Raw genomic sequence first — 16,694 nt, 5'->3', positions numbered from 1 at the left:
ACAGATGGATCCCATCCGAGTCGGCGTCATCGGCGTCGGAAACGTGCTCAACCAGTACCTCGACAAGATCGGGGTCCACCCCGACGTCGAGATCGTCGCGCTCGCCGACGTCAACGCGGAAGCCGCCCGCAAGCGCGCGGCGGAGTACTCGGTGCCGAAAGCCCTCGCACCCGACGAGCTGCTCGCCGATCCCGACGTGGAGCTGGTGCTCAACCTGACTCCGCCCGAGCTGCACGCGCCGGTCACGCTGAACGCGATCGCCGCCGGAAAGCACGTGCTGTCGGAGAAGCCGTTCGCGATGTCGCTGGAGGAGGCGCGGCAGATCCTGGACGCCGCCAAGGCCGCGGGCGTGCACGTCGGTTCCGCGCCGACGACTTTTCTCGGGTCGGGGATGCAGACCAGCCGCAAGCTCATCGACGACGGATGGATCGGCAGGCCCGTCGCCGTCTTCGGTTCGTTCGCCAACCGCGGCTACGAGCACTGGCATCCGAACATCGATCCCTTCTACCGCCCGGGCGTCGGCCCGATGCTCGACATCGGCCCGTACCTCGTCACGAACCTGGTGAACTTCCTCGGCCCGGCGAAACGAGTGTCCGCGAGCGCTCCGCAGTCCTCCGAGACCCGCCCCCGGCCCGACGGCAAGGGCGGCTACGACGGGGTCATCGACATCAAGACCCCGACCCACGTCACCGGCGTGATCGACTTCGAGTCCGGCGCGACCGCGACCCTGATCGTGAGCTGGGACGTGTGGAACCACAACCTTCCGCACCTGGAGATCTACGGCACGAGCGGATCTGTCGCCGCGCCGAACCCGGATCACTTCTCCGGAGCGCCGATTCTGCGCCGGGGCGAGCCCCGCGACCTGGCCCTGGACATGACGCCGCCCGGCGGAGGGGATTGGCGCGAAACCCCGATCACGCACCGCGACGACGCCTACCGCGGGATCGGCCTGGCCGAGTTCGGGCACGCGATCCGGAACGGACTCGAGCCCCGGACCGGCGCCGCCTTCTCCTACCACGTGCTCGAAGTGCTGGTGGCCTTTGAGAAATCGTCGGAGCTCGGCCGCCACATCGAGATCGAGAGCACCTGCGAACGGCCTCGCCCGCTTCCGTCGACCGGACCGCACGAGCCGTACCGATTCGACTGACCGAGTTCGCGGATCCGTTGCCGCGGCCCGATTCCGGCGACGCCGCACCGTTTCGAACCACCGACCCAGGAGAACGCATGAACACCAAGAACGTGCGCCGGCGCACTGTCGCGCAGGCGATCGTCGAGTACCTGCAGGTCCAGTACAGCGAACTCGACGGGGAGCGCCGCCGCCTGGTCCCCGGGATGTACGGGATCTTCGGCCATGGCAACTCGGTCGGCCTGGCCCAGGGCATCGACGAGTACGGGGCGGACTTCCCGCACTTCGCCGGCAAGAACGAGCAGTCGATGGTGCACGCGGCCATCGGGTACGCCCGGGCGAACAATCGCGCCGCGACCCTCGCTTGCACCGCCTCGGCCGGCCCGGGCTCGACCAACATGGTCACCGGTGCCGCCACCGCGACCACGAACCGGCTCCCGGTCCTGCTTTTCCCCGCGGACATCATCAACAACCGCAAGGGCGACCCGGTGCTGCAGCAGATCGAGCACCCGGTGGAGCGGGACGTGTCTGCCAACGACGCCTTCCGCCCGGTGAGCCGGTACTTCGACCGGATCACCGCCCCGTCCCAGCTGCTGGTCACCCTGCCCGAGGCGATGCGGGTGCTGACCGATCCGGTCGAGACCGGCGCCGTCGTCGTCTGCCTGCCGCAGGACGTCCAGGGCGAGGCCTACGACTTCCCCGAGGAGTTCTTCGCCCCGCGCGTCTGGCACATCCGGCGTCGTCCGGCCGCGGAGGCGGAGATCCGCGACGCGATCGAGATCGTCCGCCGGGCGCAGCGGCCGATGTTCATCGCCGGCGGCGGCGTGCGCTACTCGGAGGCGGCCGAGGAGCTCGCGCGGCTCAGCGCCGACTTCGGCATTCCCGTCGCGGAGACCTATGCGGGCAAGGGGACGGGGCCGATCTCGGACCTGAACCTCGGTGGACTTGGCGTCGACGGAACCGTCGGCGCGACCGAGATTGCCCGGCGGGCGGACTGCGTGATCAGCGTCGGCTCCCGGCTGCAGGACTTCATCACCGCGTCGCACTCGCTGTTCGAGCACCCCGACGTGAAGCTGGTGCACTTGAACGTCAGCTCCTTCGACGCGCACAAAATGGGCTCGTACCCCGTCGTCGGAGACGCGAAGCTCTCGCTCGCCGCGCTGCACGAGGGGCTGGCCGCGGCCGGGTACCAGAGCGCCGGGGGATACCGGGACGAGATCGCGGGCGCGCGTACGAAGACCGCCGACGCACTCGAGAACGACCTGCGGGAAGTCCCCGGCGAGAACATGAGCCAGGCACAGGTGATCGACGCGCTGAACAAGCACACGGAAGCCGACGACACCCTCGTGCTCGGTTCCGGCGGTGTGGTCGGCGGCGTCCACAAAGCCTGGGACACCTCGAACGGCGCCACGGTCCTGTCCGAGTACGCGAACTCCTGCATGGGCCACGAGCTTCCCGCCGGTCTCGGCTACCGGCTCGCCCGCCCGGACGCGCCGGGCGAGGTTTTCGTCCTGATCGGCGACGGCACGTATTACATGCAGCCGACCGAGATCATCACCGCGGTCCAGGAGCACCGGAAGATCGTGGTCGTGGTCATCGACAACAGCGGGCACCAGTGCATCTGGCCGCTGCAGGTCGCGAAGGGCGGTCCGGGCCACGAGTTCGGCACCCAGCTGCGCGAGCGGAACGCGAAGACCGGGCGCTTGGACGGCCCCGTCGTCCCCGTCGACATCGCCGCGAACGCGGCCAGCATGGGCGCCGCCTCGTGGTCGGCCACGACGATCGAGGAGTTCACCTCGGCGCTCAAGGAGGCCCGCGCGGTCGAGGGACGCCCGGCTGTCGTCGTGGCTCACGTGGAGCCGTGGCGCTACCTCACGGGCAACGGCACCTTCTGGGACGTCGGCGCCGCGATGACTTCGCAGCGGCCCGAAACCCTCGAAGGCGGCGAAAAGCACCGCGAAGGACGGGAGCGCCAGCGCTATTACGCGCCGACGGTCGCTCCCGGAAGCGAAGCCTGATCGCCCGGACCGCTGCGGCTGCCTCGCCGAACTCCTTTGCGGGGCAGCCGTTTCCTTCCTGCGCACCATCGACACAGCCCGAGACGAAGGAGAAGACATGGGCACCTTCGCCGTTACCGATCCGTCCACCGGCGAAACCGTCGCCGAATATCCCTCGGCGACCGCGGAGGAGATCGAGACCGCCCTCGCCGCCACCCACCAGACGTACCACGAGTGGTCCCGCCGGACCACGGTGCGCGAGCGCGCCGTGCCTGCTCGCCGGCTCTCCGAGCTTTTCCTTGAGCGCCAGGACAAACTCGCGAAGATCATCAACCGCGAGATGGGCAAGCCGATTCCGCAGGCGCTCGGCGAGATCCGGTTCTCGTCGAAGATCTGCGCCGCCTTCGCCGACAACGCGGAGGAGTGGCTGGCCGACGAACAGCTCGAGGTGGCTGACGGACTGCGGACCTTCTTCCGGTACCAGGGTCTCGGCGCGATCCTCGGGATCATGCCGTGGAACTACCCGTACTACCAGGTCGTGCGCTTCGCCGTGCCGAACCTGATCCTCGGCAACACCGTCCTCCTGCGGCACGCCAGCCAGTGCCCGGAGTCGGCGCTCGCGCTGCAGCAGCTCTTCCTCGACGCGGGCTTCCCCGAGGGCGCGTACGCGAACGTGTTCTCGACCCACGAGCAGAGCGCCGCCATGATCGCCGACGACCGGGTGCAGGGCGTCTCGCTGACCGGTTCCGAACGCGCCGGCGCGATCGTCGCCGAGCAGGCCGGCCGTGCCTTGAAAAAGTGCGTGCTGGAACTCGGCGGCTCCGACGTGTTCCTGGTGCTCGACGTCGCCGACCTCGACAACGCGGTCGAGCACGCGGTGGCCGGCCGCATGGACAACACCGGACAGAGCTGCATGGGCTCCAAGCGCATCGTCGTCCTCGACCGGCACTTCGACGAGTTCACGGCGAAGTTCACCGCCGCGATCGGAGCCCAGTCGTACGAAAACGGCGATTTCGGGCCGCTCTCGTCCGACTCCGCGACCAGGACCCTGAAGGCGCAGGTGGGGGAGGCGATCGAGCAGGGCGCGACGGTCCTCGTCGGGGACAACGAGCCGCGGGGCAACGTCTACACGCCGAGCGTCATCGGCGACATCACCTCGGACATGGCCGTCTACAGCGAGGAACTGTTCGGCCCGGTCGCGCAGCTCTACCGGGTTTCCAGCGACGAGGAGGCGATCGAGCTCGCCAACTCCTCGCCCTACGGACTCGGCTCGGTCGTGATGTGCGACGACCTGGAGCGGGCCGAACGGGTCGGCGACCAGCTCGACGTCGGCATGGTCTTCATCAACGCCAACGGTCTCGGCGGTCCGGACGTGCCCTTCGGCGGAGTCAAGAAATCGGGCTACGGCCGTGAGATGGGCAGGGTCGGCATGCTCGAGTTCGCGAACAAGAAGCTTTACCGCTTCGCGAAGTAGGCGCCAGCTCTGTTTTGGCGGCTGCTTTCCGGTCGCGAGACGCGGAAGGGGCGGAGCTCCCGGAGCCCCGCCCCTTCCGCGTGCTTTGTGTTTTACAGCTGAGTGGTGGTCGCTCCGGTCACGGCGGGAACGTCGATCCATTGGCCGGACTCGGCGCTGCGAAGCGACACATCCACCAGCTCGGAGGCGGACCAGCCGTCCGCCGCGGACGGCGCGAGCTGCTTGCCCTCAGCGACCGAGCGGAGGAACAGCGCCGCCTCGATCGTTTTGAGGTCGTTGAACCCGATGCCGGGTCCCGCGTTGGGCTGGAAACGCGCGAACTCCCCGAACGACGTCGGTGTCATCACTGTGCGGTAGCCGGTGCCGTCGTCGGCGACCTCGAGCTGGTTCATGCGGTCGAAGTTCCAGCGCAGCGAACCCTCGGTGCCGTAGACCTCGATGATGTACTCGGCGTGCGGGCCGACGGCGACCCGAGTCGTTTCGAGGACGCCGATCGCGCCGCCGTCGAAGCGGGCGAGAAGCGCGGCGTAGTCCTCGTTCTCGACCTCCTTGGCTCCGCCGCCGGGAAGCGGGCGCTGCCGGATGAAACGTTCGGTCACCGCGTTCACCGAGGTGATCGGAGCTACGAGGAACTGCGCCAGGTCGAAGGCGTGGCTCAGCACGTCGCCGAGCGCGCCGGAGCCGGCTTGCGCCTGCTCGTACCGCCAGGTGAAGCCCTGGTTGGGATCGGAGGCGTAGCTGGTGATCATGCGGATCTGCAGGTTGGTGATGCGTCCGAGCGCGCCGGAGCGGATCAGACGGCGGGCCTCGGCGACCGCGGGAGCGTGCCGGTAGTTGAAGCCGACCGCCGTGCACAGCCCGGCCGCGGCCGCGGCTTCGGCGATCTCCCGCGACTCGCGGGCGTTGCGGCCCATGGGCTTTTCGATCCAGAAGTGCTTGCCGGCCTCGACAGTGGCCAGCGCGATCTCGTGATGCAGGAAGGGCGGAGAGCAGATGGACACGACGTCGACGTCCGGATGCGCGAGGAGTTCGCGGTAGTCGGTCGTGGTCTCGCGGAATCCGAGCGCTTCGGTCGCGTGGGCACGCCCGGCCGGATCCGGTTCGGCGGCGATCACGAGTTCCGCCCGCTGGGGCAGTTCCGGGAAGAATTGCCGGCTCTGGAGATAGGAGCGCGCGTGGAGGCGCCCCATCACCCCGACGGAGATCAGGCCGACTCCGATGCTGTTCTTCTCTGGCAAGGCGACTCCTTCGTTGACGCGTGGTGCGGGCCAGCCTAGGAAGGCAGCGGCGGCGGACGGTGTGTCAATCTGGAACATCGCCGCCGCTCACCCCGCTGCTGTACTTGCGGCCACAGGCGAACAGGCGCGCCGCGCCGGGAAACGGTGCGTGCCGATCCCGGGCACCGCCGCCGGAACCGTTGCGGCCGCGGCGAAACTGCTCGCCGGGTGCGGAGCCGTTCGACCCGCATCGCTCGAACCGTCCCGCGTCAGCGCGGACCGATCACCACCACGCCCCGTGCAAGGAGCAGCGAACATGCCCGACCCGAACACCAGTCACCTCCGCAGCGCGCGGTGGTTCGGCCCGCACGACCTGACGGGATTCATCCACCGCACCGCGATCCAGGCCGAAGGCTTCTCGAAGTTCGCGGTCAAGGACCGCCCGGTCGTCGGGATCGCCAACTCGTGGTCGGAGCTGGTCAACTGCAACATCCACTTCAAACTGCTGGCCGAAGCCGTCAAGCGCGGCGTGCTGATGGCCGGCGGCCTGCCGCTGGAGTTCCCGACCATCTCGCTCGGCGAGAGCCTGATGAAACCGTCGGCGATGCAGTTCCGCAACCTGATGGCCATGGACGTCGAGGAGTCCATCCGCGCCTACCCGCTCGACGCGATCGTGCTGCTCGGCGGGTGCGACAAGACGGTTCCGGCTCAGCTCATGGGCGCGGCGAGCGCGGACGTTCCGGCGATCATGCTCACCGGCGGACCCCAGGAACCCGCGTATTTCCGCGGCCGTCAGCTCGGTGTCGGCACCGACACGTGGAAGTACGCCGACGAACTGCGCGCGGGAAAGATCACCCAGGAGGACTTCAACGACCTCGAGGCGAGTGCGAAGCCCACCGCGGGGCACTGCAGCGAGATGGGCACTGCCTCCACGATGACTTCCCTGGTCGAGGCCCTCGGCATGTGCCTGCCCAAGACCGCTTCGATTCCCGCCGTGGACTCCCGCCGGGCCGCGGCGGCCGAAGCCACCGGCCGCCGAGCCGTCGAGATGGCGCTCTCTTCGGGGCCCAAACCGAGCGAGGTGCTCACCGAGCAGGCGTTCGACAACGCGATCACCCTGCTCATGGCCGTCGGCGGATCGACCAACGCCGTCGTGCACCTGCTGGCGCTCGCGCGGCGGGTCGGCTACGACCTGCGGCTCGACCGCTTCCACGAGATCTCGAGTCGCACCCCCCGAATCGCCAACGTGCGCCCCTCGGGAGAACACCTCGTCAAGCAGCTGTTCAACGCCGGCGGCATCTCGGCGGTGCTGAAACAGCTGGACCCATTGCTGCACGGCGAGGCGATCACCGTCACCGGCGAGACGCTGGCCGACGGCTACCGCGACGCCGCGGAGCCGGACGGACAGGTGATCAGCAAGCTCGACCAGCCTTTCGACGCTTCGGGCGGCATCGCGGTGGTGCGCGGTTCGCTCGCCCCCAATGGCGCGGTCATCAAGCGCAGCGCCGCTTCGCCCGAGCTGCTGAAGCACCGGGGCCCGGCGGTCGTGTTCGAGGACATCTACGACCTCGGGCGCCGGATCGACGACCCGAGTCTCGCCATCACCGAGGATTCGGTGCTGGTTCTGCGCAACAGCGGGCCGACCGGCGCGCCCGGAATGCCGGAGTGGGGGATGCTGCCCATCCCCGAGCGGCTCCTGCGCCGAGGCATCCGCGACCTCGTGCGGATCTCGGATGCCCGGATGAGTGGCACCGCGTTCGGCACGACCGTCCTCCACGTGTCGCCCGAGGCCGCGGTCGGGGGACCGCTGGCCGCCGTGCGCGACGGCGATCCCATCGTGCTCGACGTCGAGAACCAGCGGCTCGACCTGGACATCGCGGACGAGGAGATCGCACGGCGGCTCGCGAACGTCGAGCTGCCCGCCCCGAAATACCGCCGCGGTTACGGACGGCTCTTCCTTGACCACGTCACGCAAGCCGACGAGGGATGCGACTTCGACTTCCTGCACAAGCGGCCTGACGAAGAGCCGCAACGGCTCCCTTACGGCCTCACCAGCGGGTGGCAGGGCGGCTGGTGATCGGCCGCGCCAACCCTGCGGCGATCCGCCGAGACACCGTCCGAAGTGGAGAAAACAGATGAACCGCGCGAAAGTCATCGTCGTCGTTTCCCCGGAACGGCAAGCCCCGCCGCTCGATGCGCTGGAACCCGAGGCAGAGGCTGTCCTCGTGCGCACCGCCGACGAGTTGCGCGCCGCCCAGGAGGACGCCGAAATCCTGTTCCTGAACGACTTTCGCAGCACCCTGCTGCGCGAGGTCGGGCCGGGACGGCTGCGCTGGATCCACACCTCCAGCATCGGCATGGATCCGCTGTTGACCGAAGCGATCGTGCACAGCGACATCGTGGCCAGCAATTCGCGCGGCGTCTGCGAACGGCCGATCGCGGAGTGGGTCCTCGGCGTGCTGCTGATGTTCGCCAAGGACCTCCGGCGCACGATCGAACTGCAGGACGAGCACCGGTGGCAGCACCGGGAAACCGAACCGATCCTCGGCCGGAAGGTGCTCGTCGCGGGTCCCGGGCCGGTAGGGCGGGAAACCGTGCTGCTCCTGCGTGCCGCGGGCATGGACGTCACCGTCGTGGGACGGACCGCCCGGCAGGACCCCGAACTCGGCGCCGTCGCGGCGATCGGCGAGATCGACGAATTGCTCCCGGATGCGGACGATGTCGTGCTGACGCTGCCGCTGACCGAGGACACACGAGGCATGTTCGACGCGGCCCGCCTGTCCGGAATGCGGCGAGGGGCCAGGCTGGTCAACGTGGGCCGCGGTGCCGTGGTCGTCGCCGACGATCTGCTCGCCGCGATCGACAGCGGGCACCTCGGCGCCGCGGCGCTCGACGTGTTCGAGCAGGAGCCGCTGCCCGCCGACAGTCCGTTGTGGAGCAGGAACCGGATCCTGGTTTCTCCGCACGCGTCGGGAGATCTGGTGGGCTGGCGCGGCCGCGTAGTCGACTGCTTCGTCGAGAATCTGCGGCGCTGGAAGGCAGGCGAACCGCTGCGCGACGTCGTCGACCTGCGCGCCATCGGAGTCACGGCGTCGCCGACGCGCTGAACTCTTCACGCGGCAGGCGCGTTCGGCGAGTGTCTCACACTGGCACAAAAAGGTGTGCGGACGCACGATTAGCGTCATGCCATTCCAAGCGACTCAACGACGAGGTTGACGAGGTCACTATGGTGGGCAACACCGAAGCAGCGACGCCGGCGGCGGCGACCGAGGGGCTGCGGCTCCGCGGCAACATGGGTATCGGAGCGCTCGTGATGAGCGTGCTCGCGTTCGCCTCGCCCCTGGCGACCGTCGCGGGCACCATGCCCGTGTTGATGATGTTCAGCGGCAAGGCCGCGCCGGGCATCTACCTCATCATGACGGCGATGCTGCTCATTTTCTCGGTGGGTTTCGTGAAGATGAGCCGCTCGATCGAGAATCCCGGCGGCTTCTACTCCTTCATCACCGCCGGCCTCGGCAAAACGACCGGCCTCGGCGGCGCGTTCCTGGCGTACGTCGGCTATCTCCTGATCGGCTTCTTCGCACCCGCGTTCTTCGCGGTGACGCTGCAGGCGTTCGTCGCGAAAACCTTGCACGGCCCCGACATCCCGTGGTACTGGTACGCACTCGCGATTACTGCCGCCACCACCTTTCTCGCCTATTGCCGCATCGATCTCTCGGCAAAGGTGCTCACGGTGGCGATGATCCTCGAGGTCGTGATCGTCATTGCGTTCGACGTGGTTTCGTTCGCGACCAGCGGCGGGCGCGTCGCGCACGGAATCGGCTTCTCGATGCCGTGGTTGACCGACGCCGGCCTGGGATTGGCTCTCCTGTTCGCGATCGGCAACTTCTTCGGCTTCGAAGCGACGGTGATCTTCCGCGACGAGGTCAAGAACCCGGACCGGACCATTCCGCGCGCGACGTACCTCGCTGTCGCCGGCATCGGCCTGTTCTACGTGATCGCGGCGTGGGGATACATCGCGTACCTCGGCGCGGACCGAGCGCAAGAGGCGGCGCGCACGAACACCGTCGGGCTGTTCCACGACTCGGCGGCGCAACTGGTCGGGGTGGTTTTCTCCGACGTGGTCTCGCTTTTCCTGATCACCTCCGTTCTCGCGTCGATGCTGTCCATTCAGAACATCGCCGCCCGCTACAGCTTCTCGCTCGCCTCGGACGGGGCGTTGCCGCGCGTGCTCGGCCGCGTGCACAAACGGCACCGCTCGCCCTATGTCTCCGCGCTGACCGTAGGCTTCCTCTGGGCACTGGCAATCGTTGTGCTGGCCGCGCTCGGCGTCAGCCCGGACGCCATCTACCCGATCGCCAGCGGCAGCGGCACTTTCAACGTCCTGCTGCTCATGTTCGTCGTGAGCCTGGCGGTGCTGGTGTATTTCCTCCGCCGTCGCCGACAGGCGTCCGAACCGCTGTGGAACACCGTGATCGCGCCGGCGATCAGCATGGTGTTCCTGGGCGCGGTGACCTATCTGGCCGTCGCGAACTACCCCGAGCTCATCGGCGGGTCGACTCTGGTGACGGTGATCTTCATGGCGTTCACCTTCGCGCTGTTCCTCGGCGGCGTGCTGTACGCCGGGTATCTGCGCAGGAAACGCCCCGAGGTCTATGCGAAACTCGGCCGGGAGCGGCTCTGACCCGTTCGCCTGCTCAGCCTAGGGACCGGTCCGACCGAATGGAGTGCATCGAGTGTCGACAGTCGCCACCGGGACGAGCCAGTTGATTCGCGAGCTCCGGGAACAGGGGATCGACGTCGAGGACTCGTCCCGCCGCCGCTGGGAGTACTCCTACGACGCGTCGAACTACCGAGTGCGACCCGCGGCGGTGGCGTTCCCGGGCACCGTCGAGCAGGTCCGGGAGATCGTTCGGCTCTGCGCTCGGCTCGGCGTGCCGGCCACCACTCGCGGCGGCGGCACGTCCATGGCAGGCAACGCGGTCGGCTCCGGCCTGGTGGTCGACCTCTCCCGGAGGATGACCAGGACGGACGAGGCGGACCTCGGCTCGCGGACCGTCTGGGCCGACGCGGGAGTCGTGCTCGGCGAGCTGCGCAGCAGGGTGGAGAAGCAGTCCGGGGGAAGCCTGACCTTCGCCCCGGACCCGTCGTCCGTATCGCGCGCGACGATCGGCGGCGCCATCGGGAACGACGCGTGCGGCAATCACTCCGTGGCCTACGGGCGGATGACGCATCACCTGCTGGAGGTCGAACTCGTCACCGCCGACGGAGCACACCTGCGCGCCGGGCGCGACGGAATCCGTGCCGTCGACGCCGGGGACCAGGTTTCCGTCGCACGCGCCGCCGAACTCGACGCGGCACTCAGCGGCCTCGCGCAGCAGCACCTCGCCCTGATTCGGACGGAGTTGCAGAGGATCCCGCGCCAGGTATCGGGATACCACCTGGGCGAACTGCTGCCCGAGAACGGCTTCGACGTCGCACGCGTGCTCGCTGGCAGCGAAGGCACCTGCGCGATCATCGTGCGCGCACGAGTCGGTCTGGTTCCGAAGCCGCGGACGACCGCCTTGCTGTGCTTGGGCTACGCGGACACCGTCGAGTCGGCCCGGGACGTGCCGTCCATCCTCGCGGCGGAACCGGCCGCGCTCGAGGGACTCGATCTGTCTATTGTGGACATAATGCGGCATCGACGCGGCGCGACGAGCGTAGATTCCCTGCCGCGCGGCAGTGCCTACCTGATGGTGGAGTTCTCCGCCGACACGATCGAGGAAGCGGCGACGGACTGCACCCGGCTGCTCGGCGTCCTCCGCGGCGCGGGGAGAGTGCTCGACCACGCCGTCGTGACCGATCCCGGCGAACGCGCGAAACTGTGGAAAGTGCGCGAAGACGGCGCGGGCTTGTCGTCTCTGCGCATCGACGGCGTGCAGACCTGGCCGGGCTGGGAGGACTCGGCTGTCGCGCCCGAGCGTCTTGCCGACTACCTTTCCGAGCTCTTTCCGTTGGTGCGCAAGTACGGCTACACCGCGTTCATGTACGGGCACTTCGGCGCCGGGTGCGTCCACATGCGACTCGACTACGACCTGCACACTGAACGGGGTCGCCGCGACTTCGCGGACTTCACCCGCGAGGCTGCCGCTCTCGTCGTCGCCCACGGCGGGTCGCTTTCCGGGGAGCACGGCGACGGCCGCGCGCGCAGCGAACTGCTCGAGGTCATGTACTCGCCCGAGATGATCGCGCTCTTCCGGACGTTCAAGCGCAGCTGGGACCCGCGAGGGCTGCTCAATCCCGGCATCATCGTCGACCCGGAGCCGTTCACAGTTTCCTTGGCCCTCGAAGGAGCTCCCGCTTCGGGCGCGGCCGCCGGGAACTCGCACGCCTGCATCGGCGTCGGCCGGTGCCGCGCGACCTCCGGCGGCTTCATGTGCCCGAGCTACCGGGCGACGAAGGACGAGAAGGACTCGACCCGCGGCCGTGCGCGCGTGTTGCAGGAGCTGACGCGCGCTCAGGGCAGCACTGTGAACGGCTGGTCGAGCCCAGAAGTGCGCGAAGCCCTCGATCTTTGCCTGTCGTGCAAGGCGTGCTCGAGCGACTGTCCGACCGGTGTCGACATCGCCGAAGCGAAGTCGGAGCTCGTGAACGAGCACTACCGCGGCAAGCTGCGCCCGTTCACGCACTACTCCATCGGGTGGCTGCCCAGGTGGCTCCCGCTCGTCACCCGAACCGCGGGTCTCGCCAACGCCGTGTCAAGCAATCCGTTCGTGCGCAGGCTCGGCGAGCGGCTGGGGGTGAGCGCACGACGACGCCTGCCTGCGTTCGTCTCAGCGCGGTCGCGACGGCTTCGCATCGAGGAGGCGCGTTTCTCGGACGCTGCGGACGTTCTCGTGTTCGCCGACAGTTTCACCCGCGCGTTCCGCCCCGAAGTGATTCCCGCCGCGACCCGGGTGCTCCGCGACACCGGCGAGACGGTCGGCTGCACTCCCGACGCCTGCTGCGGGCTGACCTGGATCTCGACCGGCCAGCGCGACGGCGCGCGACGCCGGCTCCGGCGTCTGGTCGACCGTTTCGACGACGGGACCGACCGGCCGATCGTCGTGCTCGAACCGAGCTGCGCCGCGACGATCCGGGACGAAGCCCCGAAGCTCGTCGGCGGACGGGCGGCTCAGCGGGTCGCCGCCCGGGTGCGGTCCTTCGCCGCGGCAGTGGACGAGGCGCTCACTCGTGGCTGGAAGCCGAGCGCACCGTCCCCGGAGCGCGTCGTGCTGCAGACACATTGCCACGAGCACGCGGTCTTCGGCTCGGACGTCCAGCGTCGCGTGCTGCGCAACTGGGGCGTCTCGGACGTCGCGGTCTCGTCGTCGTGCTGCGGTGTCGCCGGCAACTTCGGCTTCGAGGCCGAGCATTTCGATGTCTCGATGAAGGTGGCCGAACACTCGATCCGACCGGCCTTGGACAGCGCGGCCGACGCCCCGGTGCTCACCGACGGCTTCAGCTGTGCGATGCAGGTGAACCAGATCGACCCGTTGCGCGGAAGCAGCCACCTGGCATCGTTGATGGATCCTGCTCGACTGCCCGGCTCGCCGCGTGCCGACTAGGCCCCGACGCGACTGGAGTCCGCGGACGGCAGGCGCAAGAGCGAGTGCGAAACCTGAATCGCGCGCGCGACGGCGTCCGGCAGCGTGTCGGCCGAGCACCACCTGCGCGCGCCCTCGACGACGGTGAGCACGAGCCGGATCTGCTCGTCCACGTCGGCATCGATGCCCATGTCGATCGCCGCGGCGCGGTACATGTCCTCGTAATAGGCGACCCAGCTGTCGACCTGGTCGTGCAGGCCGGCGGGGAGCGAGGGCACGACCGCGTCGGTGGCGACCAGCAGGTCCCAGAGATCGCTTTCGGGCAGCGTGACCTGGCGGGTGAGATGCTCCCGCACCATCGCGTCCCAGAATTCGGCCGCCGTCTCGGTCCGGTCGACGGCCGCCAGGATCGCGTAGCCGAACTTGGAGAAATGCCAGCGAAGCGACTCCGCGACGATCTCGTCCCGTCCGCCGGGGAAATAGGCGTAAAGGCTGGGAGCCTTGATGGTCAGTTCGGTCGCGAGCATCCGCATGGTCACGGTCGTGAAGCCGTGCGCGTTCGAGAGCCGGAGAAACGCTTCGAGCGCGGCGCGCCTGGCTGGGGTCTGCCCGGACCAGTCGAACTGGCTCAAGTGGACGCGCAGTCTTTCCGAGGCGTCATACCGACGCGCTGAACTCATCGTTTTCCCCTCTGCCGCGCGGCTCGGCACTTGCGGTGCTCGTTTGCCGAGGTTAGCGCCCAACCTCGGCAAACACCGTGACGGGCTGTCTTCGGACGGTGCGGTGCTGGCCTGATCCGGCCAACTTATCGAGCCGCGCCGGCCGGCTTCTGTACCACTCTGAGACAGGCGTGGATCGGATTTATCCGCAACCGGGTCGGCGCATCGTCCTGGCGAGTCGAGTGAACATCTGTTTATAATCATGAACATGAGTTCACTACCGGACGATCGCACGGCGAAGGCGAGGATCCGCGACGAGGCGCTGCGGCTGTTCGGCGAGCGCGGTCCGGACGCGGTGACGGTTCGCGACGTCGCGGCGGCGGCCAGCGTTTCGCCGGCGTTGGTGATCCGGCACTACGGGTCCAAGGACGGACTGCGGGAAGCGGTCGACGAGCACGTGGTCCAGGTTTTCGGGGCGATGCTCGCCGAGGCTGTCGCCCCGAGCGGGGACGGTCCGTTCGATCCGGAGGCGGTGCCGAGTTTGGCCGAGGCGGTCTCCGGCGGCCTTCCGGCGGGCTCGGCCGTCCCCGGGTACCTCGGGTGGCTGCTGCTCGGCGGCGGGCCGGCGGCGTCGGGGTTGTTCGGCAAGCTCTACGCGCTGAGCCGGGACACGCTGGCGGCCATGGCGAGCGCCGGAATGGCGGACACCGGCTCGGATCCCGAGGTGCGCGCGGCGTTCCTGCTTGTCAACGACCTCGCGGTGCTGATCCTGCGCGACCGGCTGCGCGAGGTCCTCGGCGTCGACCCGCTGTCGGCCGACGGGATGCGCCGCTGGGGCACCGAGGTGTTCGCCGTGTACCGCGACGGCCTGCGGGGTTCGGCCTGACGAACCCTTTCCATCACCAGTGAATCGAGGTCGACAGATGACCAATGCCACCCCGTCTTCAGACGCCGTTGGCCGCGCGGGCGCCCGGCTGCTGCGCAACCGGCGGCTGATGCGCGCTCCGATCTGGCTCTACCGCGCCCGGCTCGGTTTCCTTTTCGGCTCCCGGATGCTGCTGCTCGAGCACGTCGGCCGCAAGACCGGAGCCCGGCGTTACGTCGTGCTGGAGGTCATCGGGCACCCGGATCACGACACGTACGTGGTGGCGTCCGGTTTCGGCGACCGGGCGCAGTGGTACCGCAACCTTCTCGCCGAGCCGCGGGTGCGGGTGGCGAGCGGTGCGCGGGGCCTGTCTCCGGCGACCGCGCGGAAACTGTCCACTGAGGAGGCGGACGCCGCGCTGGCGGTCTATGTGCGCAAGCATCCGCGAGCGTGGCGCAAGTTCAAGACGATTCTGGAGAACACTCTCGGCACGGCGATCAGCGAACGCGACACCGAGTTGCCGATGGTCGAACTGCGTCTGGACGGGGCGGGATCGTGAAGGCTGTCGTGTGCGGGGCGGGAATCGCGGGCCTGGCCGCGGCGCAGTGCCTGGCGCGGCGCGGCTGGGAGGTCGTGGTGCTGGAACGCGCACCGGGCCCGCGCGCGCAGGGTTACATGATCGACTTCATGGGGCCCGGGTACGACGCGGTGGAAGCGATGGGCGTTCTCCCTCGGCTGCGCGAACTCGGCTACGACGTCGAGGAGGCGGGCTACTACGACGAATCCGGCCGGCAGCGCGCCGTGATCCGGTACGACGCGTTCGCCAAGCCCGTCGGCGGTCGGCTGCTGAGCATCATGCGGCCGGATCTCGAGTCGGCCCTGCGGGAAAGCCTGCCCGAGGACGTCGAGCTCAGATTCGGCGCCGAGGTCGTCGGGGTCTCGGACGGGGCGGGGAGCGTCCGCGTCGATACGGCCGACGGGGCCCCTTTCGAGGCGGATCTGCTGGTCGGTGCCGACGGGGTGCATTCGACGGTCCGCGAGCTGGCGTTCGGCCCGGAGTCCGGCTTTCTCAAGTACCTCGGCTTCCACACCGCGGCTTACACGTTCGAGGACCCGGAGGTACAGGCGCTGGTACGCGACCGGTTCTGCCTCTCCGACAGCATCGGCGCCGAGCTCGGCTGCTACGGGCTCCGGGACGGCCGGGTCGCCGTTTTCGCCGTCCACCGTGCGACGGACCCGACGCTGCCCGAGGACCGGGTCGCCGCGCTTCGCCGTGAGTACCGGCGGCTCGGCTGGGTCGCGCCGCGCGTTCTCGCCGCCTGTCCGCCGAACGACGAGGTCTACTACGACCAGGTGGCGCAGATCGTGATGCCGCGGTGGAGCAGCGGCCGTGTCGTCCTGGTCGGCGACGCGGGTTACGCGGTCTCGCTGCTCGCGGGAATGGGCGCCTCGCTGGGAATCGGCGGAGCGTACGTGCTCGCCGAGCAAGTGGCTCGCGCCGCTACCGTGCCGGAGGCGCTGGGAAACTACGAGCGGCTGTGGCGTCCGGTCGTCGCCGACAAGCAGGCGGCCGCCCTCAAGAGCGCACGGTGGTTCCTGCCGCGATCGCGGGGGGAACTGCTGGCCCGCCGCGCCGCGTTGCGGCTCTTCCTGCTCCCGGTACTGAACCGGTTCCTCGTCAAGTTTTTGTCGGGCAAGGAAACCGCGGTCGTTCGCGCCCTCGCCTCGGCACCGGACGCTGCTGGCTCCCCAGTCCGGTAGCCGCGCAGGTTGCTCCATTGTGGACAG

Annotated in this window: 12 protein-coding genes; 10 read left to right on the top strand and 2 right to left on the bottom strand. The window is 68.9% G+C overall.

What is annotated here, in order from left to right:
* Nucleotides 1–4 precede the first annotated feature (4 nt).
* From WA670_RS31725 to WA670_RS31715, 3 genes are all read left to right on the top strand, one after another.
* Complete coding sequence (locus tag WA670_RS31725) at nucleotides 5–1,147, top strand: Gfo/Idh/MocA family protein (protein WP_238606349.1); 1,143 nt, start codon at nucleotides 5–7, stop codon at nucleotides 1,145–1,147.
* Between the two features lie 77 nt (nucleotides 1,148–1,224).
* The gene (gene iolD, locus WA670_RS31720) at nucleotides 1,225–3,144 is read left to right on the top strand and encodes a 3D-(3,5/4)-trihydroxycyclohexane-1,2-dione acylhydrolase (decyclizing) (RefSeq protein WP_336159775.1); all 1,920 of its coding nucleotides are present in this window, start codon (nucleotides 1,225–1,227) and stop codon (nucleotides 3,142–3,144) included.
* Between the two features lie 97 nt (nucleotides 3,145–3,241).
* Nucleotides 3,242–4,597 (top strand): NAD-dependent succinate-semialdehyde dehydrogenase, encoded by a 1,356-nt coding sequence (locus WA670_RS31715; RefSeq protein ID WP_336159773.1) that lies wholly within the window; start codon nucleotides 3,242–3,244, stop codon nucleotides 4,595–4,597.
* Between the two features lie 92 nt (nucleotides 4,598–4,689).
* Here WA670_RS31715 and WA670_RS31710 read toward each other — a convergent pair whose 3' ends face one another.
* Nucleotides 4,690–5,835 (bottom strand): Gfo/Idh/MocA family protein, encoded by a 1,146-nt coding sequence (locus WA670_RS31710; RefSeq protein ID WP_336159771.1) that lies wholly within the window; start codon nucleotides 5,833–5,835, stop codon nucleotides 4,690–4,692.
* 295 nt (nucleotides 5,836–6,130) lie between these two features.
* On the opposite strand from WA670_RS31710, the gene WA670_RS31705 reads away from it, so the two are divergent.
* The 4 genes from WA670_RS31705 to WA670_RS31690 all read left to right on the top strand — a co-directional run bounded on the left by WA670_RS31705 (nucleotide 6,131) and on the right by WA670_RS31690 (nucleotide 13,403).
* A complete protein-coding gene (locus tag WA670_RS31705; protein WP_336159770.1) occupies nucleotides 6,131–7,891 on the top strand; it encodes an IlvD/Edd family dehydratase in 1,761 nt (586 codons plus the stop codon).
* Nucleotides 7,892–7,949: 58 nt separating this feature from the next.
* A complete protein-coding gene (locus WA670_RS31700) occupies nucleotides 7,950–8,921 on the top strand; it encodes a D-2-hydroxyacid dehydrogenase (RefSeq protein ID WP_336159769.1) in 972 nt (323 codons plus the stop codon).
* 119 nt (nucleotides 8,922–9,040) lie between these two features.
* Nucleotides 9,041–10,498, top strand: coding sequence for an APC family permease (locus WA670_RS31695; RefSeq protein ID WP_037806082.1), 1,458 nt, complete (start codon nucleotides 9,041–9,043; stop codon nucleotides 10,496–10,498).
* Nucleotides 10,499–10,550: 52 nt separating this feature from the next.
* Nucleotides 10,551–13,403, top strand: a complete 2,853-nt coding sequence (locus WA670_RS31690) for an FAD-binding and (Fe-S)-binding domain-containing protein (RefSeq protein WP_336159768.1) — start codon at nucleotides 10,551–10,553, stop codon at nucleotides 13,401–13,403.
* Here the strand turns inward: WA670_RS31690 and WA670_RS31685 are convergent.
* The gene (locus WA670_RS31685; RefSeq protein ID WP_336159767.1) at nucleotides 13,400–14,062 is read right to left on the bottom strand and encodes a TetR/AcrR family transcriptional regulator; all 663 of its coding nucleotides are present in this window, start codon (nucleotides 14,060–14,062) and stop codon (nucleotides 13,400–13,402) included. The genes WA670_RS31690 and WA670_RS31685 overlap by 4 nt on opposite strands.
* Nucleotides 14,063–14,309: 247 nt before the next feature.
* On the opposite strand from WA670_RS31685, the gene WA670_RS31680 reads away from it, so the two are divergent.
* From WA670_RS31680 to WA670_RS31670, 3 genes are read left to right on the top strand one after another with little or no spacing between them, the layout of a single operon-like run.
* A complete protein-coding gene (locus WA670_RS31680; RefSeq protein ID WP_336159765.1) occupies nucleotides 14,310–14,927 on the top strand; it encodes a TetR/AcrR family transcriptional regulator in 618 nt (205 codons plus the stop codon).
* A gap of 37 nt (nucleotides 14,928–14,964) precedes the next feature.
* Nucleotides 14,965–15,465 carry a nitroreductase family deazaflavin-dependent oxidoreductase gene (locus WA670_RS31675; RefSeq protein ID WP_336159764.1) on the top strand — a complete coding sequence of 167 codons (501 nt, stop codon included), beginning with the start codon at nucleotides 14,965–14,967 and terminating at the stop codon, nucleotides 15,463–15,465.
* On the top strand, nucleotides 15,462–16,667 hold the full coding sequence (locus WA670_RS31670) for an FAD-dependent oxidoreductase (protein WP_336159763.1): 1,206 nt from the start codon (nucleotides 15,462–15,464) through the stop codon (nucleotides 16,665–16,667). The genes WA670_RS31675 and WA670_RS31670 overlap by 4 nt, the downstream gene beginning before the upstream one ends.
* Nucleotides 16,668–16,694: the final 27 nt, after the last annotated feature.

The sequence above is a fragment of the Amycolatopsis sp. VC5-11 genome, from assembly GCF_037034185.1.
GTDB classification, from domain to species: Bacteria; Actinomycetota; Actinomycetes; order Mycobacteriales; family Pseudonocardiaceae; genus Amycolatopsis; species Amycolatopsis nivea.
The sequence above is the reverse complement of the archived record's forward strand: the minus strand, read 5'-3'. Positions and strand labels throughout refer to the sequence as shown.